19 protein-coding genes are annotated in these 20,595 nt (G+C 61.1%); 11 read left to right on the forward strand and 8 right to left on the reverse strand.

The features are described from left to right. Positions 1-8 precede the first annotated feature (8 nt). Positions 9-1,685 carry an electron transfer flavoprotein-ubiquinone oxidoreductase gene (locus D9M09_RS10225; RefSeq protein WP_175444538.1) on the reverse strand — a complete coding sequence of 559 codons (1,677 nt, stop codon included), beginning with the start codon at positions 1,683-1,685 and terminating at the stop codon, positions 9-11. A gap of 264 nt (positions 1,686-1,949) precedes the next feature. Here D9M09_RS10225 and D9M09_RS10230 point away from each other — a divergent pair, with 264 nt between their 5' ends. The 3 genes from D9M09_RS10230 (at position 1,950) to D9M09_RS10240 (ending at position 4,232) form a co-directional block, all read left to right on the forward strand. Beyond that, the gene (locus tag D9M09_RS10230) at positions 1,950-2,726 is read left to right on the forward strand and encodes an SDR family oxidoreductase (protein WP_070221564.1); all 777 of its coding nucleotides are present in this window, start codon (positions 1,950-1,952) and stop codon (positions 2,724-2,726) included. Positions 2,727-2,883: 157 nt separating this feature from the next. Beyond that, positions 2,884-3,408: a class I SAM-dependent methyltransferase gene (locus D9M09_RS10235; RefSeq protein ID WP_240453602.1), complete on the forward strand. Its 525-nt coding sequence runs from the start codon at positions 2,884-2,886 to the stop codon at positions 3,406-3,408. Positions 3,409-3,416: 8 nt separating this feature from the next. Beyond that, complete coding sequence (locus tag D9M09_RS10240; RefSeq protein WP_070289088.1) at positions 3,417-4,232, forward strand: phytanoyl-CoA dioxygenase family protein; 816 nt, start codon at positions 3,417-3,419, stop codon at positions 4,230-4,232. Between the two features lie 9 nt (positions 4,233-4,241). Here D9M09_RS10240 and D9M09_RS10245 read toward each other — a convergent pair whose 3' ends face one another. After that, positions 4,242-4,808: a LuxR C-terminal-related transcriptional regulator gene (locus D9M09_RS10245; protein WP_070221561.1), complete on the reverse strand. Its 567-nt coding sequence runs from the start codon at positions 4,806-4,808 to the stop codon at positions 4,242-4,244. A 147-nt stretch (positions 4,809-4,955) separates the two neighbouring features. Here D9M09_RS10245 and D9M09_RS10250 point away from each other — a divergent pair, with 147 nt between their 5' ends. From D9M09_RS10250 to D9M09_RS10260, 3 genes are all read left to right on the forward strand, one after another. Then, positions 4,956-5,654, forward strand: coding sequence for a CoA transferase subunit A (locus tag D9M09_RS10250; protein WP_034752348.1), 699 nt, complete (start codon positions 4,956-4,958; stop codon positions 5,652-5,654). Positions 5,655-5,675: 21 nt separating this feature from the next. After that, entirely contained in the window at positions 5,676-6,326 is a 651-nt protein-coding gene (locus D9M09_RS10255; RefSeq protein WP_070221586.1) for a CoA transferase subunit B, read from the forward strand. Positions 6,327-6,478: 152 nt separating this feature from the next. Beyond that, entirely contained in the window at positions 6,479-7,690 is a 1,212-nt protein-coding gene (locus D9M09_RS10260; RefSeq protein ID WP_162995627.1) for a T6SS phospholipase effector Tle1-like catalytic domain-containing protein, read from the forward strand. Positions 7,691-7,699: 9 nt separating this feature from the next. Here D9M09_RS10260 and D9M09_RS10265 read toward each other — a convergent pair whose 3' ends face one another. Both D9M09_RS10265 and D9M09_RS10270 read right to left on the reverse strand, forming a co-directional pair. Then, positions 7,700-8,113 carry a DoxX family protein gene (locus D9M09_RS10265; protein ID WP_121671035.1) on the reverse strand — a complete coding sequence of 138 codons (414 nt, stop codon included), beginning with the start codon at positions 8,111-8,113 and terminating at the stop codon, positions 7,700-7,702. Between the two features lie 249 nt (positions 8,114-8,362). Continuing rightward, entirely contained in the window at positions 8,363-9,664 is a 1,302-nt protein-coding gene (locus D9M09_RS10270; protein WP_121669201.1) for a dicarboxylate/amino acid:cation symporter, read from the reverse strand. Between the two features lie 263 nt (positions 9,665-9,927). On the opposite strand from D9M09_RS10270, the gene D9M09_RS10275 reads away from it, so the two are divergent. From D9M09_RS10275 to D9M09_RS10285, 3 genes are read left to right on the forward strand one after another with little or no spacing between them, the layout of a single operon-like run. Further along, positions 9,928-10,809, forward strand: coding sequence for an alpha/beta fold hydrolase (locus tag D9M09_RS10275; protein ID WP_121669202.1), 882 nt, complete (start codon positions 9,928-9,930; stop codon positions 10,807-10,809). Positions 10,810-10,863: 54 nt separating this feature from the next. Next, complete coding sequence (locus D9M09_RS10280; RefSeq protein WP_070221557.1) at positions 10,864-11,214, forward strand: RidA family protein; 351 nt, start codon at positions 10,864-10,866, stop codon at positions 11,212-11,214. A gap of 32 nt (positions 11,215-11,246) precedes the next feature. Further along, the gene (locus D9M09_RS10285; RefSeq protein WP_121669203.1) at positions 11,247-13,499 is read left to right on the forward strand and encodes a RelA/SpoT family protein; all 2,253 of its coding nucleotides are present in this window, start codon (positions 11,247-11,249) and stop codon (positions 13,497-13,499) included. A 74-nt stretch (positions 13,500-13,573) separates the two neighbouring features. Here the strand turns inward: D9M09_RS10285 and D9M09_RS10290 are convergent, their stop codons facing one another. The 3 genes from D9M09_RS10290 to D9M09_RS10300 all read right to left on the reverse strand — a co-directional run bounded on the left by D9M09_RS10290 (position 13,574) and on the right by D9M09_RS10300 (position 16,172). Next, complete coding sequence (locus D9M09_RS10290) at positions 13,574-14,524, reverse strand: cation diffusion facilitator family transporter (RefSeq protein WP_070221555.1); 951 nt, start codon at positions 14,522-14,524, stop codon at positions 13,574-13,576. A 118-nt stretch (positions 14,525-14,642) separates the two neighbouring features. Then, positions 14,643-15,515: a pirin family protein gene (locus tag D9M09_RS10295; RefSeq protein ID WP_121669204.1), complete on the reverse strand. Its 873-nt coding sequence runs from the start codon at positions 15,513-15,515 to the stop codon at positions 14,643-14,645. 57 nt (positions 15,516-15,572) lie between these two features. Continuing rightward, entirely contained in the window at positions 15,573-16,172 is a 600-nt protein-coding gene (locus D9M09_RS10300) for an FMN-dependent NADH-azoreductase (RefSeq protein WP_070287943.1), read from the reverse strand. 112 nt (positions 16,173-16,284) lie between these two features. Between D9M09_RS10300 and D9M09_RS10305 the strand changes: the two genes are divergently transcribed. Further along, positions 16,285-17,190 carry a LysR family transcriptional regulator gene (locus D9M09_RS10305; RefSeq protein ID WP_070311834.1) on the forward strand — a complete coding sequence of 302 codons (906 nt, stop codon included), beginning with the start codon at positions 16,285-16,287 and terminating at the stop codon, positions 17,188-17,190. 17 nt (positions 17,191-17,207) lie between these two features. Here D9M09_RS10305 and asd read toward each other — a convergent pair whose 3' ends face one another. Further along, positions 17,208-18,056 (reverse strand): archaetidylserine decarboxylase, encoded by an 849-nt coding sequence (gene asd / locus D9M09_RS10310; protein ID WP_070311833.1) that lies wholly within the window; start codon positions 18,054-18,056, stop codon positions 17,208-17,210. 381 nt (positions 18,057-18,437) lie between these two features. On the opposite strand from asd, the gene D9M09_RS10315 reads away from it, so the two are divergent. Beyond that, positions 18,438-20,510 (forward strand): TonB-dependent receptor plug domain-containing protein, encoded by a 2,073-nt coding sequence (locus D9M09_RS10315; protein ID WP_070311846.1) that lies wholly within the window; start codon positions 18,438-18,440, stop codon positions 20,508-20,510. Positions 20,511-20,595: the final 85 nt, after the last annotated feature.

Here is a 20,595-nt window from a genome sequence, read left to right on the forward strand (position 1 = left end):
GATGACAATTACATATTCGGATAGTTCGGGCCGCCGCCGCCTTCCGGTGTCACCCACACGATGTTCTGCGTCGGGTCCTTGATGTCGCAGGTTTTGCAGTGCACGCAGTTTTGTGCATTGATCTGCAGGCGTTCAGCGCCGTCGTCGTTCTTCACGAATTCGTACACGCCAGCGGGACAGTAACGCGCTTCCGGACCCGCATACGTGGCCAGGTTGACATCGACGGGCACGCTGGCGTTCTTCAACGTCAGGTGGATGGGCTGGTCTTCCGCGTGGTTCGTGTTCGAGATGAACACGGACGACATCTTGTCGAAGGTCAGCTTGCCATCGGGTTTCGGATACACGATCTTTTTCGACTGGGCCGCCGGTTTCAGGCATTCGTGGTCGCCATGCGAGTGGTGCAGGGTCCACGGCGCCTTGCCGCGGAAGATCAGCTGGTCGATGCCCGTCATCAGGCTGCCCAGGTACAAACCTTTCGACAGCCATGGCTTGACGTTGCGCGCCACGTGCAGTTCTTCATGCAGCCAGGATTTCTCGAACGCAACAGGGTAGCTCGTCAGTTCGTCGTGCTGGCGCTGTTCGCCCAGCGCGCCGAAGGCCGCGTCCGCCGCCAGCATGCCGCTCTTGATGGCCGCGTGGCTGCCCTTGATGCGGCTCATGTTCAAAAAGCCCGCATCGCAGCCGATCAGCGCGCCGCCGGCAAACACCAGCTTCGGCAGCGATTGCAGGCCGCCGGCCGCAATCGCCCGCGCGCCGTACGAGATGCGCTTGCCGCCTTCGAAGAACTTGCGGATTTCCGGATGCGTTTTATAGCGCTGGAATTCCTCGTACGGCGACAGGTAGGGGTTTTCGTAGTTCAGGCCCACCACGTAGCCGACCATCACCTGGTTGTTTTCCAGGTGGTACAGGAAGGAACCGCCATAGGTTTTCGTGTCCAGCGGCCAGCCGCTCGAGTGGATCACCAGGCCCGGCTTGTGCTGGGCCGGGTCGATTTCCCACAATTCCTTGATGCCGATGCCGTACGATTGCGGGTCCTTGCCGGCGTTCAAGTCATACTTGGCCATCAATTGCTTGCCCAGGTGGCCGCGCGCGCCTTCGGCGAACAGGGTGTATTTGGCGTGCAATTCCATGCCCAGCTGGAAGTCGGGACCGGGCTCGCCGTCGCGCTTGACGCCCATGTTGCCGGTCGCCACGCCTTTCACGGAGCCGTCGTCGTTGTAGAGGATTTCCGCGGCAGGGAAGCCGGGGAAGATTTCCACGCCCAGGTTTTCCGCCTGCTGGCCCATCCAGCGCACCACATTGCCCAAGGAGACGATGTAGTTGCCGTGGTTTTCAAAGCAGGCCGGCACGGCGAAGCCTGGCGTCTTGTACGCTTTCGTTTCGGTCAGGAACAGGATGCGGTCTTCCGTTACTTCGGTGTTCAGGGGCGCGCCCAGTTCTTTCCAGTTCGGAATCAATTCCGTCAGCGCTTTCGGGTCCATGATGGCGCCCGACAGGATATGCGCGCCCAGCTCGCCGCCTTTTTCCAGCACGCACACGGACACTTCCTGGCTTTTCTCTGCCGCAAGCTGTTTCAGGCGGATCGCGGCCGCCAGGCCTGCGGGGCCGCCGCCCACGATGACCACGTCATACTCCATGGTTTCGCGCGGTCCGTACTGTTCAACTAAGTTATTAGGCTGTGTCATGGTCTCGATTTATAGTCACTCAATTAGGTAGCAAGGATAGGGAATAAAGCATCATCGGGGAAATTTAAGCACGAGTGTGCTTGTTTTTGACGAGGATTGCAACTTTGGCGCCATTTTGCGTGACATTGCCCCTCGCCGCAATCTAAATCCGGCCATTTTGTGTAATGATGGCGTTTACTTTTGCTCGAGTGCGGGGCGGGGGAATTTGCCCGATTGCCATGGGCATAGCGTAAAGTGTTGTTTAAAATAAAACAGGAGTAGCTCGTGGGCATAGAAGTCAATTTCGAGGGCAAGATTGCCCTGATTACCGGCGCATCGAGTGGCCTCGGCGCGCGCTTTGCGAAAGTGCTGGCCCAGGCGGGCGCGCAGGTCGTGCTGGCGTCGCGCCGCACCGAACGCCTGAAGGAATTGCGCGCCGAGATCGAAGCGGACGGCGGTGCCGCGCACGTGGTGTCGCTCGACGTGACCGACTTTGCCAGCATCAAGTCGGCCATCGCCCATGCGGAAACGGAAGCGGGTCCCATCGATATCCTCGTCAACAATTCAGGTGTCTCCACCACGCAACGTCTGGTCGACGTCACGCCCGAAGATTACTCGTTCGTGATGGACACCAATCTGCGCGGTTCGTTCTTCGTGGCCCAGCAGACGGCCAAGCGCATGATCGCGCGCGCCAAGGGCGACCCGAAGAAACAGCACCGCATCATCAATATCGCCTCGATGGCCGGCTTGCAGGTGCTGCCGCAGATCGGCGTGTACTGCATGAGCAAGGCGGGCATGGTGCACATGACGCGCGCCATGGCTGTCGAATGGGGTAAATATGGCATCAACACCAACGCCATCTGCCCCGGCTACATTTCCACCGAGATCAATGAAGATTATTTCGCTACCGAGCAGGGCAAGAAACTGATCGAAATGCTGCCGAATAAACGGCCGGGCAAGCCGGAGGACCTCGACGGCCTGCTGCTGTTGCTGGCGGGTGAGGATTCGCACTTCATCAATGGCGCGATTATCTCCGCCGATGGCGGCATGGCCAGCATGTAAGCGGCAGAGGGAAGGTATTGTTGCCACAGGGAAAATTAGCGGCTATGATGTTTTTGCTTGCGGCATAGCGTCCGGGCATAACCACTATACGAGAATTTTTACGATGGCAACTCCTTCGAAGTTTGACAATGACACGTTTCAGCTGGCACGCGATCACTTGAACGCTTTTGTGGCAAGAACGGCCGCCAAGCTTGCCGGTGAGACGGGCAAGCTGCTGGAAGTGGGGCCGCAGGACCGCTCCACCGTGCGCGAAAACTTCAACAATTTCAGCGTCGACACCTTTGATATCGTCGACACTTACAGCCCCACGCTGGTGGGCGACATCACCAAGGTCAATTCGGCGATCGCCGACAGCGCGTATGATTGCGTCGTCTGCCTGGAAGTGATCGAACATACGCTCAACCCCTTCGACACCGTCAAGGAAATCCGCCGCATCCTCAAGCATGAAGGCTATCTGCTCATTTCCGCCCCCTTGAACTGGCGCATCCATGGTCCGATTCCGGACTGCTGGCGTATTACCGAGCATGGCTGGAGCGCCTTGCTGCGCGATTTCGACATCATTGAAATTGATATTCTGGAAACGCCTGACCGCGAGCTGTTTCCTATCAAATATAACGTGCTGGCGAAGTGCAATAAGTTCAAAAACACGCAAGACAATGAACTGACGTTCCGCTTTATCTAGGAGTGGCGATGACACTGGCTGTAGTCAATGAGCAGACCCAAGACGTCTTGCAGCGCATCAGCGGGGAGCAGTTCCTGCCGGAGGTTTTCCGGGAGACAGGCGTTTTTGTCGTGCGTAATGCGATTGCACCGGATCTGCTGGCGCAATGGCAGCATGAGTGGGATATTTTTTATGATGCCAAGCTACGTGCCGGCCGCAATGTCAGCCAGGCCAATCCCGTTTCGCTGACCGAGGAATTGCCGCAGAAACTGCTGGAAATGTACCGCGCGCCGGTGTATGCCGCAACGCTGTCGCGCATATTCGGTCCCGACGTGGCGCTATACAATCACCGCTTCGTCATCAAGGATGCATTCAGTCCGAACAAGGTATTCCTGCACCAGGATAGCTGTTACCACCTGGGTAACTTGAACAAATGCAGCATTTTTACCGCATTGAGCCGTGTGGACGAGGATAACGGTGCGATGAGTTTTTATGTCGGCTCGCATAAACTCGGTTATCTCGGCGATGCCGGCGAAATCAACCCTGACAGTTTCAACATCCAGTTCGTCAAAGTCACGCCTATCCTCAATCCCGGCGATTTCGTGGTCATGCACAGTTCGACGTGGCATGAGTCGGGACCGAATGTGTCGGGTGTCCATCGCATTCTGGCAGATACGATTTTCCAGCCTGCGGACGACCCGACAGGCAAGGAATTGATCGCGGGCGAATGGAAGACCGATATTTTCTATTCGCCGCTCAATTGCATCCAGTATTTCGCCAACTCCAGGGTACTGAAAATCATCAAGTACGAAAAAGTAATGCGGGAGCAGGCCGGCACGCCGTAAACGTCCGCCTCAGCGCTGCAGCTGCAAGCCCACCAGCTTGTGCACCAGCTCCGACGACGTCGAGGCGGCGAACTTGCGCATCAGCTTGGCGCGGTGCATTTCCACCGTGCGGGGGCTGAGGTCGATCTGGCGGGCGATGACCTTGCTGGTCTTGCCTTCCACCAGCAGGGCGGCGATTTCGCGCTCGCGCGGGGTCAGTTCCGCCGTTACGGGGCGTTTCTCGCTGACATCTTCGAACGTCCAGATGCCCGCTCCCAGCGGTTGGTTCGGCAGCATGGCGTGGCCCGTCACGTGACACCAGAACAATTCTCCATTACTGCGGCGCATGATGCGCTCGTCCGAATAGCGGCCCCTGGCGTTCATGATGGGGATGATGCGGTCACCGGTGCGCAGAAATTCGTCGTGCGTGGGGTAAAGTACTTCGAAGGACTGGTCGTCGAGCTGGGCGCGCGCATAGCCGAACATGGCCGCCAGCGCTTCGTTGCAGCTGCGCATGATGCGGTTTTCCGACATACACATGCCCACGGGCGCGTGCAGGAAGATGCTTTCATAATCGATGGCTGACGCGGCGTTCATCTGATGCGTATCACTCTCACAGGGGGATTGCCGGCACGGCGCCGGTAGTTCTACGGTATTGTACTTTCCACTCGCGTATTTTATGCTGAGACGCTGCCTGAGTCATGGACTCAAGACCAAAGCTTAACAAAAGATAGAGGGACACCCATGAATAAAGTTTATCCTGACGCCGCCTCGGCGCTGGCCGGTATCGTCCAAGATGGCCAGACCATCGCCGTCGGCGGCTTCGGCCTGTGCGGCATTCCCGAAGCCCTGATCGGCGCCTTGCGCGATTCGGGCGTGACGGGCCTGACCGCCATTTCCAACAACGCGGGCGTGGACGGCTTTGGCCTGGGCCAGTTGCTGACCACGCGCCAGATCAAGAAAATGATCGCCTCCTATGTGGGTGAAAACAAGGAATTCGCGCGCCAGTACCTGGCCGGCGAACTGGAGCTGGAATTCACGCCGCAAGGCACCTTGGCCGAGAAACTGCGCGCCGGCGGCGCCGGCATCCCCGCCTTCTTCACCAAGACGGGCGTGGGCACCATCGTTGCCGACGGCAAGGAACTGCGTGAATTCGACGGCGAACAATACGTGATGGAACGCAGCCTCGTGGCCGACGTGGCCCTGGTCAAAGCCTACATGGCCGACCGTGCGGGCAATTTGGTCTACCGCAAGACGGCGCGCAATTTCAACCCGAACGTGGCCATGGCGGGCAAGATCACCATCGTGGAAGTGGAAAAACTGGTCGAAGTGGGCGAGATCGACCCCGACCAGGTCCACACGCCGAGCATCTTCGTGCACCGCATCGTGGTCAACGCGAACCCGGAAAAACGCATCGAGCAGCGCACCGTGCGCGCCGACTAAATACAAGATTGGGAGATGATCATGGCTTGGACAAGAGATGAAATGGCCGCGCGCGCGGCAAAAGAATTGCAGGATGGCTTTTATGTGAATCTGGGCATCGGCTTGCCGACCCTGGTGGCCAACTATGTGCCGGACAATATCGAAGTGTTTTTGCAGTCGGAAAACGGCTTGCTGGGCATCGGCCCGTTTCCCACCGAAGATGAGGTTGATGCCGACCTGATCAACGCTGGCAAGCAGACGGTGACGGCCTTGCCCGGCGCCGCCTACTTCAGCTCGGCCGATTCGTTCGGCATGATTCGCGGCGGCAAGATCAACCTGGCTATCCTGGGCGCCATGCAAGTGTCGGAAAAGGGCGACCTGGCGAACTGGATGATTCCAGGCAAGATGGTCAAAGGCATGGGCGGCGCGATGGACCTCGTCGCCGGCGTCAAGCGCGTCGTTGTGCTGATGGAGCACGTGGCCACGGCCAAGGATGGCACGACGTCGCACAAGTTGCTCAAGCAGTGCGACCTGCCGCTGACGGGCGTGGGCGTGGTCGACGTCATCATCAGCGACCTGGGCGTCATCGACGTGACGGAAAACGGCTTGAAGCTGGTAGAACTGGCGCCGGGCGTGACCAAGGAGCAAGTGCAGGCGGCCACGGGCGCGGAACTGGACGTTTCCGCCGTATAAACGGATCGTTGCATGCATAAAAAAAGCGGACAGCGATGTCCGCTTTTTTTTCGCTGCGCACGCACTACGTCTGCGCCATGTCTAAGGCTGTCCCTGGAGTGTGCCTATGCTGGAACGGTGCAGGGCAGACGAAGTCACGACAAGGAGCAGTCATGAAGGCAAACTGGTACGCATCGCCACTACTGAGGCGCATGGCAGGGAGTGTGTTGGCAGCGGGCTTGGCGGCGTTGCTGTCCGCCTGTGCTGCCGCTGGCGGCGAGCACGTCAACCCGGTGGTGACGGAGAAAGTATTCACGGGCGATCCCGCCCTGGCAAAAAACATCTTTGTCTTTCTGGATGGGACGCGCAATGACAGCGCCTCCGGGACCAATGTGCGCCGGGTCTTTGATGCGGTGCTCCATGCCGACGAGGCGCAGACCAGCGCCATCTATATCGAAGGCGTGGGCAGCGTCGAAAGTCCCGTGCTGGGCGCCAGTCTCGGCCTTGGCATGGAGCCGCGTATCCTGCGCGGCTATGACTTCGTCGCGCAGGCGTTTCGCCCCGGTGACAAGCTCTACATTTTGGGCTTCAGCCGTGGCGCCCACCAGGCCCGCGCACTGGCTGGCCTGATCGCCTATGCGGGCGTGCCGGCCAGGTCGGAAGACGATATCGAACAACGGCTTCGGCGCGATAACGCCATCCTCGAAGTGGTCAAGCGCAAGAACGATGAAGCCTATGTGGATGCGTGGAAGGCGTGGCGGCCGGGACAGGAGCCGATCGCCGGTAAAGAGCTGCGCGAACGTTTCAAGGTTGCCGTGGTGCCGGTGGAAATCCAATTTCTCGGCCTGTGGGATACCGTGCCCGGTTCCCTGTTCAAGGACTTCGGTGTGTGCAAGGAAATGAGCGACGGCAGGGACGGCGACCGCTACAAGTCCGATTCCTATCCGCCGATCCGCCGCATCCTGCACGCCGTGTCGCGCGATGAAAAGCGCAGCCGCTTCCATCCCATCTTGCTGTGTCCGCCCATTAATGCGGACTACACGAGCGTCAGCGAACTCTGGTTTCCCGGATCGCATGCCGATATCGGTGGTGGTTACGCCGATTCACGGTCGTTGTCCGATCTGTCGCTGGCGTGGATGATGACGGGCCTGGCGCAAGATTATGCGCTCCCGCCGTTGCAGCTGGCTGGCGATCCGCTGGGCCTGGCGCATTGGTCGATCGGCGACCGGCCGGCCAATTTGTTCAGCCATTGCGAGGACAGGGTATTGCCCGACGGCGCCATGCAGGCCCCGGCCCTGCAAGTGAGGACCGTTGCCGGCAGCGCGCCGTTGCGCATGCAGGGTGTGATCGAGCAACGGCCCTATCCGTTGGAGTGCTCGCGCTAGCCCGGTCGTTTATGCGGCGCCAGCCTTGCCGCGCAAGCCGTCCAGGCTGTAGGCGCCGCCACCGGCCGCCGCGAAGTACAGGAAGGTGAAGCAGTACATCACGGCCATTTCGCCGCCGTTCAGGATCGGTAAAAAGCCGGCAGGCGCATGCGCGATGAAATAGGCGGCTGCCATCTGGCCCGACAGGATGAAGGCGACGGGGCGCGTGAACAGGCCGAGCAGCAGCAAGCTGCCGCCTACCAGCTCGATGACGCCGGCCGCGCCCATCAGGGAAAACAGTTGCAAGCCGTCGAACATGGCCACGTGCGGCGCACCGAACAGTTTTGCCGTGCCATGTTGCAGGAAAAGGAAGCCGAGGATGATGCGCAGCAAGCCCAGCAAGCGTGGGGACCAGGTGGCGTAGAGGGCGGGCGAGAGGGACATGGCGTACTCCATTCAAAGGTGGATGGTTCGGTGTCTGGCTTGCATTAACGTAATGTCATTATGCGGGAGCCTGGCGGCGAACAATAGACAGTACTGTAATGGTTTTTCATTCATTGATCATCCGATGAAATATTGATGCATGATTTACCATATGTTGATGATGCAATAAAAAACCCCTCGCGCATGCAAAAAGCCCCGCAGATCGCTCTGCGGGGCTTTTCAATGGAGAGTACAGCTTGCTTGACGGGCTTACTTGACGATATTCACGGTCGGTGCAACGTAGGCGTCGTCGGCCGGGTGGGTGGGATGGGCCAGCTCGCTGTGCAGCTTGTCCATGTCCAGTTCCTTTTCCCATTTCGACACGACGATGGTGGCCACGCCGTTACCGACAAAGTTGGTCAGCGCGCGGCATTCGCTCATGAAGCGGTCGATGCCCAGGATCAGCGCCATGCCGGCCACGGGAATCGTCGGCACCACGGCCAGGGTGGCGGCCAGGGTGATGAAGCCGGCGCCCGTGATGCCGGACGCGCCTTTCGACGTCAGCATCGCCACGCCCAGGATGGTGAGCTCTTGCCAGATCGTCAGTTCCGTGTTGGTTGCCTGTGCAACAAACAGGGCGGCCATGGTCATGTAGATATTGGTGCCGTCCAGGTTGAACGAGTAGCCGGTCGGCACGACCAGGCCGACGACTGGCTTGGAGCAGCCCAGGCGCTCGAGTTTCTTCATCAGGGCCGGCAGCGCCGATTCCGACGAGCTGGTACCGAGCACGATCAGCAATTCTTCCTTGATGTACAACAAGAAGCGGCCGATGGAGAAGCCCGTGTACTTGGCGATCAGGCCCAGCACGACGAAGACGAACAGGAAGCAGGTCAGGTAGAACGAACCCATTAGTTTAGCCAGCGGGATCAGCGAAGCCAGGCCGTATTTACCGATGGTAAAGGCCATCGCGCCGAACGCGCCGATCGGAGCGACTTTCATGATGATGTTGACCATGCCGAAGATGGCATGCGACAGCTCGTCGATCAGCTTGGTGACGGGACGGCCACGCTCGCCCAGCAGGGACAGCGAGAAGCCGAACAGGATGGCGATCAACAGCACTTGCAGGATGTCGCCCTTGGCGAAGGCATCGACGAAGGTCTTCGGGATGATATTCATCAGGAAGTCGACGGTGCTCATGCCTTCGGCGTGCGTGTATTGCGCGATCGACTTGGCATCGAGGTGGGCCGGATCGGCGTTGAAGCCGGCGCCCGGTTTCAGGATGTTAGCAACCAGCAAGCCGATGGCCAGCGCGAAGGTGGAGACCACTTCGAAGTACAGCAGCGCCTTGCCGCCCACGCGGCCGATTTTCTTGACGTCCTGCATGCCGGCGATGCCGGAGACCACGGTACAGAAGATCACGGGGGCGATGATCATCTTGATCAGTTTGATAAAGCCGTCGCCCAGCGGTTTCATGTCGACGGCGTTCGAAGGGTAGAACACCCCCAGCAGCACGCCAGCCACGATGGCGAACAGCACCTGTACGTACAGGATTTTATAGAATGGTTTTTTCACGAGTGGTCTCCTCTTGCGGGTTGATGCTGCGAATCATCCGCCCATTGGCAGGCGTGCTCAATTGTGGATAACCGCAGATATGCAGTTTCGCTATATCGGGTATTGCGCCATGGCGAATGTGCCAGTGCTATGCTGCGGCGCAGCATTTCAGCCGCGCGCTTGGAGCATTGCCCGCGCTGCGCTACACTGCCGTAGCGTCGCGCGCGGGACATCCCTTGGCAGGCAGAAAGCGGTGCTCTTTTTATATCGAATAAGGAAATCGAATGATCGAAGCGAGCATCAAATCCGTCCAGTGCATCTCCCCCGCAGGCCTGCACACCATGTCGTACAAGGAGTGGGGCGCGCCCGACAATCCGAACGTGCTCGTCTGCGCCCATGGCGTGACGCGCGTGGCGGACGACTTCGACAACCTGGCGCGCGCCATGGCCAGCGATTACCGCGTGATCTGCCCCGACGTGGTGGGACGCGGGCGCTCGGGCTGGCTGGCCAATCCCCAGTTCTACCGCGTGCCCCAGTATGTGAGCGACATGGTGACCCTGCTGGCGCGCGTGCTGGCCAATGGCGAGCGCCAGACGGTGGACTGGTTCGGCACCTCGATGGGCGGCTTGATCGGCCTGGGCCTGGCCTCGTTGCCGCACAGCCCGATCAGCAAGCTGGTATTGAACGATATCGGCCCGACCCTGGCGCCGGAAGCCTTGCAGCGCATCGGCGACTACATCGGCCAGGACTTGCGTTTCGATACCTTCGAGCAGGGCGCCAAATTTGTGCGCGACGTGTCCGCCAGCTTCGGCCCGCACACGGATGCGGAATGGCATAAACTGGCAGTCGATGTGTTGCGGCAAGACAAGGATGGCCATTGGCGCCGTCACTATGATATGGGACTGGCCATGCCGTTCCGCTCGGCCACGCCGGAATCGGCGGCCAGCGACGAAGCCATGCTGTGGGCCGCGTACGATGCCGTGCGCTGCCCCACCTTGCTGGTGCGCGGGTCGGAATCCGATCTGCTGTCGCACGCGACGGCGCAGATCATGCTGGGCCGCGGCCCGAAAGCGGAACTGGTGGAAATCGCCGGCGTGGGCCATGCGCCCACTTTCGTCCACGACGACCAGATCGCCATCGCGCGCAAGTTTTTGCTGGGCAAGTAAGAAGGCAACAAGCAATACCGCTGTACAGATTTTGAAACAACCGAAAGAAGAAGCATGGAAATTACACGACTGCACGTAGGCAAACGCCTTTCTGAAGTAGCGATACACAACAACACCATCTACCTGGCGGGACAGATCGCGGAAGACACCACGCAAGGCATCGTCGGCCAGACGCGTGAAGTGCTCGGCCACGTCGACCGTTTGCTGATGGAAGCGGGCAGCGACAAGACCTGCATCCTGTCGTGCCAGATCTACATCGCCGACATGAAGGATTTCGACGGCATGAATGAAGTGTGGGACGACTGGGTCGCTTCCGGTCACACGCCGCCGCGCGCCACGGTGGAAGCGAAACTGGCCAATCCGGCTTGCTTGGTAGAAATCGTCATCATCGCTGCAGAGCGCTAAGTTATTGAGTTGTTAAGTTTATAAGGTATCACATGGTTTCCATCTCGGCCCCGAATAGCGCCACCTCGGAACAACTGGTAGAGGGCTTGAGTGCGCCGGACTGCGCGCGCGTGCTGGACGCGCTCGCGTATGCCACCGCAGCGTATGGCGACAAGCAGACCTTTGCCGGCCGCTCCGCGCTGGACTTCGCCATCGGCGTGGCCACCACCCTGGCGTTCCTGCGCAGCGATGCGGAAACGCGCATCGCCGGCCTGATGTTCGAGCTGACCTTGCTGGAACCCGATACGGCGGCCGACATCGAGCCGCGCTTCGGCAAGCAGGTGTGCGACCTGGCGACAGGCGTGCGCCAGCTGATCCGTTTGCGTGCGCTGACCCAGGCGCAGCACGGCGGCGCTGCCGGGCGCGGCAAGAATGCGGCGCAGCAAGCCGTGGCCCAGGTGGAAACCTTGCGCAAGATGTTGCTGGCGATGGCGTCCGACATGCGTGTCGTGCTGGTGCGCCTGGCCGCTTGCGTGACGACCTTGCGTTACTTTGCCGAATTAAAGCTGTTCAATGAAATGACGCGCGAATACGGCAAGGAAACCCTGGATTTGTACGCGCCGCTGGCCAACCGCCTCGGTATCTGGCAACTGAAGTGGGAACTGGAAGACTTGTCGTTCCGCTTCATCGAGCCGGAAGCGTATAAACGCATCGCCAAGATGCTGGAAGAAAAGCGCATGATGCGCGAGGGCTTCGTGTCCTCGGCGATTCTGCGCCTGCAGACGGAACTGGCTTCGGCCGGTATCCAGGCGGAAGTATTTGGCCGCCCGAAACATATTTACAGCATCTGGAACAAGATGCGCGGCAAGGAACTCGATTTCACGGCCCTGTACGACGTGCGCGCCTTCCGCGTCATCGTTGCCGACGTGAAAACTTGCTACACGGTACTGGGCGTGGTCCACAATATCTGGACCCCCATCCCGAAAGAATTCGACGATTACATTTCGCGCCCGAAACCGAATGGGTACCAGTCGCTGCACACGGTGGTGACGGCCGAGGATGGCCGCCCGCTGGAAGTGCAAATCCGCACGAATGAAATGCACAGCTTTGCCGAATACGGCGTGGCTGCGCACTGGCGCTACAAGGAAGAGGGCGGCTCGAACTTTGCCGGCCAGAAATACGACGAAAAGATCGCCTGGCTGCGCCAGTTGCTGGCCTGGAAAACGGAAGTGGCCGATGCCGTCGTGGGCCAGGAAGAAATCCAGCGCGAATGGGTGGAAAAGCTCAAGTCCGCCACGCTGGACGACCGCATCTTCGTCATGACGCCGCAGGCGCGCGTGCTGGAATTGCCCGTGGGTGCCACGCCCGTCGACTTTGCGTATCACCTGCACACGGACGTGGGCCACCGCTGCCGCGGCGCCAAGGTCGACGGCATCATGGTGCCCCTGAATACCCAGCTGAAGAACGGCCAGACCTGCGAAATCATCACGGCCAAGGGTGCGCCGGGCACGGCCGGGCCGTCGCGCGACTGGCTCAGCGCCGGCTACGCCGTCAGCACGCGCACGCGCTCGAAGATCCGCGCCTGGTTCCATGCCATCGACATGCAGGAAACCCTGGCCCACGGCCGCGCGCTGGTGGAAAAATCCCTGCAGCGCGAAGGCAAGACGGCCGTCAACCTCGAGGCGCTGGCGCAAAAGCTGGGCTTTGCGAAAGTCGACGAGCTGTTCCTGTCGGTAGGCAAGGATGAATTCAGCCTGCGCCACGTGGAGCAGGCGCTGCACGACAATGGCGAAGTGGTGGTGCCGGAAGACGCCGTGCTGGTGGGCAAGAGCCGCGCCTCCAGCGTGGAGCAGGGGGCCAAGTCCGGCGTGCTGGTGGTCGGTACGGAAGGCTTGATGACGGTGCTGGCCAAGTGCTGCAAGCCGGCGCCACCGGACAGCATCGTCGGTTTCGTCACGCGCGGCAAGGGCGTCTCCATCCACCGCGCCACGTGCAAGAACTTCGAGGAAATGCGCGCCAAGTCGCCCGAGCGCGTGATTTTTACCGAGTGGGGCAGCACGGGCGGCCACGACACCGTGTATCCGGTCGACATCTTTATTCTGGCAGGCGACCGCCAGGGCTTGCTGCGCGACATCTCCGAAATCTTTTCGCGCGAAAAGATCAACGTGATCGGCGTCAACACCCAAAGCGCCAAGGGCCAGGCCCGCATGACGTTTACGGCCGAGATCAGCTCGACGGCGCAGTTGTTGAAGGCGCTGAATGTGATCAAGGATGTGAGTGGGGTCCTGGAAGCGCGGCGCAGTTAGTTGGAGTTACCCCGAGAGCAGAGGCTGGGGTCAGACCCGGCGGGTCTGACCCCGGTCTTTGCCGTTGGGTTCAATTAATGCGTCTTGTCACCCTGATGTAACCCCGCCATCGCCGCCGTCTCCGGCTGCAGGGTGATGTGGTCTATCCCATGCTTGGCCAGCAACATCTTCTTGATCGCGCGCAAGACCTTCGGCCAATGGTCGAGGTGCTCGATTTCCACATGGCCGATCAGGGCCGGCTGGCCCGGCGACATGTCCCACACATGCAGATCGTGCACGGCAATCACGCCATCGACTTGTTCCACGTCCGTGCCCACTTCGATGTAGTCGATGTGCAGGGGCACGCCTTCCATCAGGAAGTGGTAGGACTCCTTCAATACCCCGAAAGTCGATTTCAGGATCAGCAGCGATACCAGCACGGACAGCAGCGGGTCGATCTGCATCCAGCCCGTAAAGTAAATCACGGCGCCCGCAACGATGGCGGCGACCGAGCCGAGCAAATCGCCCATCACGTGCACGAGGGCCGCGCGCGTGTTCACGCTTTGCTTGTCTTTCGACAATACCCACGCCACCACCACGTTGATCGCCAGGCCGATGAAAGCGACGATGAAGACCATGCCGCCCTTGACAGGTTGCGGGGCGGAAAAACGCAGCACGGCTTCATAGCAGATCCAGCCCACCACGCACAGCATGGCCAAGCCGTTGACGAAGGCGGCCAGCGCTTCGGCGCGGCCGAAGCCGAACGAGTGGCGCGGCGAGGGCGGGCGGCGCGCGATGATCTGCGCCAGCAGGGCCAGGCCCAGCGCGGCCGCGTCTGTGACCATGTGGCCCGCATCGGAAATCAAGGCCAGCGAATTGGACAGGAAGCCGGCTGCCACTTCGATGCCGGCAAATGACAGGGTCAGGCCCAGCGCCCACGCGAGGATGCTCTGGCTGCGCCCCTCGAAAGAGTGGGTGTGCTTGGCGTCGCCCTTCAGGTGGGCGTGCAAATGGGTGGCGTCGTGTTCGGTGTGGGTCGGCTGCATGGAATGCTTTGTTGAATGAGGTTGCCGTCAGTGTAATTGAAAAGCAACAACATAGGCGGCATGTAAAAAACCCGCAGGCCCGGAGGCGCTGTAGGTTTTTGCTGGTACACGTCAGTTACTATGCGGCCGTCTCGCCAAACTTGCCTTCGCGGAAATCCTGCACGGCCTGGAATACTTCCGCCTGGGTATTCATGACAAACGGGCCATACTGAGCGATGGGCTCGTTCAAGGGCTGGCCGGCGACGAGGATCACGCGGCCGCCTTCCGGTGCTTCGATGCGCACGCCGTCGCTGCCTGGCGTATTGGCGAAGATCGCCATGCGCAAGGCGGGTACGGCCTTGCCATCGACCCGCACTTCGCCACGGAACGTGTACAGGAAAGCGTTATGGCCTGGTGGCAAGGGCTGCTCGAAGCTGCTGCCGGCAGGTAAGTCGATATCGAGGTAGAGCGGTTCCGTCAGCTCGCGCTGCACGGCGCCCGTCACGCCATGGCTCTCGCCGGCGATCACTTGCACGGCCACGCCTGCGTCCGTCGTGTAGCGGGGGATCTCGGCGCTTGTAAAATCGCGGTACCACGGCGTGCGCATCTTGTCGCGCGCGGGCAGGTTCAGCCACAGCTGAAAACCTTCCATCACGCCTTCTTCCTGCTCCGGCATTTCCGAATGGATCACGCCGCTGCCAGCCGTCATCCATTGCACGCCGCCCGACGTCAGCAAGCCTTCGTGGCCCGCGCTGTCCTTGTGGCGCATGCGCCCCGTGATCATGTACGACACCGTTTCGAAACCCCGGTGCGGATGCTCGGGGAAGCCGGCGATGTAGTCGTTCGGCTTGTCGCTGGCAAAGTTGTCGAGCATCAAGAACGGGTCGAGACGGCGCTGCAGCTGCTGCGTCAGCACGCGGTTGATCTTCACGCCGGCGCCATCCATGACGGCCTGGCCGGCGATCACGCGCTCGACGGCGCGTGGCTTGTTGACGGTGGTGGTGTCGCTCATTGTTCTCTCCTCTAGGCCGGGACGGCGCCAGTGCGCCGTCCCTTTCACTGCTGGGGATTACACCAGGATCGCGTTGATCTCGGCGTCCGCTTGCGCCTGCGCCTTGGCCACGGCTTCCGGGCCCATGCCCATGCCTTCCGAATACACGTATTGCACGTCGGTCAGGCCCAGGAAGCCGAACATGGTGTTCAGGTAAGGCACCTGGCTATCGTTGGCGCTATCGCGGTGCAAGCCGCCGCGGGACAGGCCCACGTAGACTTTCTTGCCGGTCAACAGGCCCACGGGACCGTTTTCCGTGTACTTGAAGGTGACATTGGCGCGGGCAATCGCGTCGAACCAGCTTTTCAGTTGCACGGTGATGCCGAAGTTGTACATGGGCGCGCCGATGACGATGACGTCGGCCGCTTGTACTTGCGCAATCAGCGCGTCGTCGAGGGCGATGCGGGCCGCCTGTTCCGGCGTGCGCTTGTCGGCCGGCGTGAACAGCGCTTGCAGGGTCGGCTCGTCGAGCACAGGGTGCGGTTGGGCAGCCAGGTCGCGGCGGACCAGGGCGGCGCCAGGATTGGCGGCTTGTACGCGGGCAACGATGGCGTCAGCCAGGCGGGTCGAGGCGGAGCCGGTGCTGCGGGCGCTGGAATTGATTTGCAGGATGTTCATCTTGTTTCTCCGTGTGAGGTGTCTTGCGATGGATGAACTATAGCAATTCCAAAAACCATCCGGAAGCCGTTAAAATGGATAACATTAATCCACCAATGGAACAATTAAAGCTATGGATATCGATCCCGGAGATTTGCTGCTGTTCGCCCGCGTCGTCGAATGCGGCAGTTTTTCGCGCGCCGCCGTGCGCGTGGACTTGCCCAAGTCGACCCTGTCGCGCCGCATCTCGCAGCTGGAAGCGAAGCTGGGCGAGCGGCTGCTGCTGCGCACCACGCGCAAGCTGGCGCTGACGGAATTTGGCGCCAGCCTGCTCGAGCATGCGCGCAAGGTGGTCGAGGAAACGGAGGCGGCCGGCGCGCTGGCCCAGCACCGCCAGGCGGGACCCAGCGGCTTGCTGCGCATTTCCATGCCGGCCGACTTCGGCGACGCGCTGATGCGCCAGGTGCTGGCCGAATTCGTGCGCCGCTATCCGGCCATTTCGCTGGAACTCGACTTGTCGGCGCGCCGCGTGGATTTACTGGAAGAAAATTTCGACCTGGCCATCCGCATGGGCAACTTGCCCGACGACGCCAGCCTGTCCGCGCGCCGCGTGGCCTTCAGTACGCTGGCCTTGTATGCCTCGCCGCAATACACGAGCGTGCACGGCTTGCCCGAGCATCCCGACGATTTATATGGCCATGATTTGCTCAGCTTGCCACGGGCCGTGCATGGCCTCGTGCATTGGACTTTGATCCGCGGCAAGACGACGTGGGAGCGCGACTTGCCCGTGCGCCTGCTGGCAAACTCGCCGGAATTGCTGGTGCGCATGGCCTGCACGGGCGTGGGCATCGCGGCCAGCACGGACCGCTTTGCCAAGGCCTATGTGGCGACGGGGGAACTGGTGCGCGTGTTGCCGGAGTGGAGTTTTCCGCTGGTCACGGGCTGGGCCGTATTTCCCGGCCGGCGCCTGATGCCGGCCAAGACGCGCGCGTTTCTGGATCTGATGGAAGAGATGTATCAAACGGACGCGCCCGTATAGGCGCGCGTCCTGTTGGCTTAGCTGGGCAGGTTGCCCATGACTTCGCCCAGCTGCACGGGGCCGGCCGGTTGCCAGTTGGCGTTGAATTGCACGGTGTCTTTCGGGAACAGCATGACGACGGTGGAACCGAGCAGGAAGCGGCCCAGCTCTTCGCCCTGTTTCAGCACGACATTGTCGTTCGCATAGCTCCAGTCGCGGATCTCGCCCGTGCGGGGCGGGTTGACGACGCCGTGCCAGACGGTGGCCATGCTGCCGACGATGGTGGCGCCGACCAGGGTCATGACGAAGGGGCCGTTGGCCGTGTCGAACACGCAGACGACGCGCTCGTTGCGGGCGAACAGGCCGGGAATGCCGCGCGCCGTCGTCGGGTTGACGGAGAACAATTCACCTGGCACATAAATCATGCGCGTCAAACGGCCGTCGCACGGCATGTGGATGCGGTGGTAGTCGCGCGGGCTCAGGTACAGGTTGGCGAAGCTGCCATGTTCGAACTGGGCCGCCAGGGCCGCGTCGCCGCCCACCAGGGCCGTGGTGCTGAAGTTGTGGCCCTTGGCCTGGAAGATCTGGTCCTTGTCGATCTTGCCGAACTGGCTGATGCGGCCATCGACGGGGCAGATGTAGTCGGCCTTGGCCAGCGGACGGGCATCGGGGCGCAGCGCGCGCGTGAAAAAGTCGTTGAAGCTCGTGTAGTGCGTGATGTCCGGGTCCAGCGCCTCATCCATGTTGACGTTGTAACGGCCGACGAACCAGCGGATCAAACGGGTGGTCATGGCGCCGCCTTTGGCGCCGGCGATCCGGCCGGCAAAGTTGGTCAACGCTCCTTTTGGAAGCAGATATTGAGGCAGGACGGCAAGACGGTCAGACACGATGGGAAGCCTTTGACGGGGTGATGGGAACAATGGTGAAAACGCATTATAGCGGCGATGTGGCGCGCAATGATATGCGCCGTATGCAAGGGGGCGTATCGCAGCCTGCCGCCGAATTTAATTTGCTATAGGAAATATTTTCAGGAAACTGTGCCAGTCAGAAAAAATTACAGCACAATACGGCGGCCTGTTTTTTAGCTTTCAGCCATTTTTATTCAGCCAACTTTTTTCAGTCAGGTCATGATGCCACGCCGTTGCCTCCGCCTCACCGTCCTTTGTTCCGCCGTTTTACTTGCATGGAATGCCCATGCCCAGCAATCCGAAACGCCGGCCGTTGATACCGCCGCCGTGCCGTTGAAGGCCGAAAAGGCTGAAAATCCCATGCAAACCGTCGAAGTCAAGGGCAGCGGCTACGATCCGCGCCGCGACGATACGGCCAGCAAGATGATCGTGGGCAGCGAGGAAATCCTCAAGTATGGCGACACGAACGTCACCGACGTGCTCAAACGCTTGCCCGGCATTACCGTGTCCGGCGCAGCCGGGCGCTCGGGCGGCGAAATCCGCATGCGCGGGCTGGGCAGCGGCTACACGCAGATATTGCTCAACGGCGAACGGGCGCCGGCCGGTTTTTCGCTCGACACCCTGTCGCCCGACGTGATCGAGCGCATCGAGATTTTGCATGCGGCCAGCGCCGAATACAGCACGCAGTCGATCGCCGGCACCATCAATGTGGTGCTCAAGAAAGCCGTGAAGACGGCGCAGCGCGAACTCAAGCTGGGTGTGCAGGGCAGCGACGTGAGCTTTTCGCCCAGCGTGAATCTGCAACTGTCTGACCGCGACGGCAATTTTTCATACTCGCTGGCCGGTTCGCTGTACCGCTACGACTACCATTACGACAATCCCGGCCTGGAACTGGGCTACGCGCCCGACGGCCGGCAAAACCTGCTGCGTCGCACGAACGGCACGGGCGATGGCCGCCCGGAAGGCATCAATCTGTCGCCGCGCCTGAACTGGGTGCTGGCCAACGGCGACAACGTGACGGCGCAATTCTTTTTCAACGGCGGGCGCTCGAACCACCGCAATTTCAGCCGCGCGGAAACAGAACTGGGCTTGCGCCCCGATTACGACACCAACGCGGGCAGCTCCAGCAACCACAATGCCTTCGGCCGCAGCGACTTGACGTGGATGCACAAGCTGGGCGGCGGCGCCAAACTGGAACTGAAAATCGGCGCCTCGGCCGCCCGCAATACGTCCGACAGCCTGCAGCAAGGCTTTATCGACGGCGGCGGCCTGGCGCTCGAGCGCAAGGTGGGCGTGAAGGCGACGGAAAACGGCGTCAGTTCCACCGGCAAGTATTCCTCGCCCTTGCTGCCCGGCCATGCCCTGTCGATGGGCTGGGATGGCGCCTACACGGAGCGCGAGGAAACGCGCCGCCAGCGCGAAGCGGCCCTGGGCGTGCGTCCGCCCGTCAACAGCGACGAGGGTTTCGACGCCACCATCAAGCGCCTGGCCCTGTACGTGCAGGATGAATGGGAAATCACGCCGCGCTGGTCGATGTATGCGGGCGTGCGCTGGGAAGGCATCGATACGCGCAGCGCGGGCGATACCTACGACGAAGTGAACCAGCGCACCAGCGTGTGGAGCCCGCTGCTGCAAACCCTGTGGAAGTTGCCCGATACCAAGGGCGACCAGGTGCGCCTGGCCCTGACGCGCACCTACAAGGCGCAGCCCACGGCGAGCCTGATTCCGCGCCGCAATACCTCGACGAACAACAGCCAGACGGACCCTGACCGCGAAGGCAATCCCTACCTGAAACCGGAGCTGGCGCTGGGCATCGATGTCTCGTACGAGCACTACTGGGCCGAAGGTGCCTTGCTCAGCGCGCGCGCCTCGGCCCGCCGTATCGATGGTTATACGCGCCAGGGTTTGTTGTTCATCAATGAGCGCTGGGTGTCCACGCCCGTCAACGATGGCCGCGCCAATACGCAGACATTGGAACTGGAAGCGAAGTTCCCGCTGCGCGCCGTGCTGGCCGCGCCCGTGCCGGCCATCGACCTGCGCGCCAGCGTCAGCCGCAACTGGTCACAGGTGGAGCAGGTGCCGGGGCCAAACAACCGGCTCGACCAGCAAACGCCCGTCAGCGGCAATGTCGGTCTCGACTACAAGACGCCGGACGGCGTCTTGACCACGGGCGGCAGCTTCAACTTCCGCAATGGCGGCCCCGTGCGCATCACCGAGCGCCAGAGCGCCTATACGTCGCCGCGGCGCGACCTCGACATTTATGCGCTGTGGAAATTCGATGCGAAGAACCAGCTGCGCCTGGCCGTGTCTAACCTGCTGGCGCAAGACTTCGAAAGCGACACCATCTATGCGGACGCCAGCGGAACCATCGTGCGCAACAGCATCTCGCCGAGCTCGCCGCAGGCGCGCGCCACCCTGGAAATGAAGTTCTGATGGCGATGTTCTCGCGCTGAAAACCCCGGCCGGCATCCCCGCTGGCCTATAATCTCGGCAATTGCGCGCGCGGCCAGCCCGTGCG

This window comes from Janthinobacterium agaricidamnosum (assembly GCF_003667705.1).
In the GTDB taxonomy this organism is placed as follows: domain Bacteria; phylum Pseudomonadota; class Gammaproteobacteria; order Burkholderiales; family Burkholderiaceae_D; genus Janthinobacterium.

Excerpts from the sequence above, each read along its gene's own strand:
- D9M09_RS10250 (WP_034752348.1), top strand. The coding sequence starts at position 4,956 with ATGAATAAAGTTTATCCTGACGCCGCCTCGGCGCTGGCCGGTATCGTC.
- D9M09_RS10240 (WP_070289088.1), top strand. The coding sequence starts at position 3,417 with ATGACACTGGCTGTAGTCAATGAGCAGACCCAAGACGTCTTGCAGCGC.
- D9M09_RS10260 (WP_162995627.1), top strand. The coding sequence starts at position 6,479 with ATGAAGGCAAACTGGTACGCATCGCCACTACTGAGGCGCATGGCAGGG.
- D9M09_RS10315 (WP_070311846.1), top strand. The coding sequence starts at position 18,438 with ATGCAAACCGTCGAAGTCAAGGGCAGCGGCTACGATCCGCGCCGCGAC.
- D9M09_RS10245 (WP_070221561.1), bottom strand. The coding sequence starts at position 4,808 with ATGAACGCCGCGTCAGCCATCGATTATGAAAGCATCTTCCTGCACGCG.
- D9M09_RS10305 (WP_070311834.1), top strand. The coding sequence starts at position 16,285 with ATGGATATCGATCCCGGAGATTTGCTGCTGTTCGCCCGCGTCGTCGAA.
- D9M09_RS10300 (WP_070287943.1), bottom strand. The coding sequence starts at position 16,172 with ATGAACATCCTGCAAATCAATTCCAGCGCCCGCAGCACCGGCTCCGCC.
- D9M09_RS10295 (WP_121669204.1), bottom strand. The coding sequence starts at position 15,515 with ATGAGCGACACCACCACCGTCAACAAGCCACGCGCCGTCGAGCGCGTG.
- D9M09_RS10265 (WP_121671035.1), bottom strand. The coding sequence starts at position 8,113 with ATGTCCCTCTCGCCCGCCCTCTACGCCACCTGGTCCCCACGCTTGCTG.
- D9M09_RS10285 (WP_121669203.1), top strand. The coding sequence starts at position 11,247 with ATGGTTTCCATCTCGGCCCCGAATAGCGCCACCTCGGAACAACTGGTA.
- D9M09_RS10280 (WP_070221557.1), top strand. The coding sequence starts at position 10,864 with ATGGAAATTACACGACTGCACGTAGGCAAACGCCTTTCTGAAGTAGCG.
- D9M09_RS10290 (WP_070221555.1), bottom strand. The coding sequence starts at position 14,524 with ATGCAGCCGACCCACACCGAACACGACGCCACCCATTTGCACGCCCAC.
- D9M09_RS10225 (WP_175444538.1), bottom strand. The coding sequence starts at position 1,685 with ATGACACAGCCTAATAACTTAGTTGAACAGTACGGACCGCGCGAAACC.
- D9M09_RS10275 (WP_121669202.1), top strand. The coding sequence starts at position 9,928 with ATGATCGAAGCGAGCATCAAATCCGTCCAGTGCATCTCCCCCGCAGGC.
- D9M09_RS10255 (WP_070221586.1), top strand. The coding sequence starts at position 5,676 with ATGGCTTGGACAAGAGATGAAATGGCCGCGCGCGCGGCAAAAGAATTG.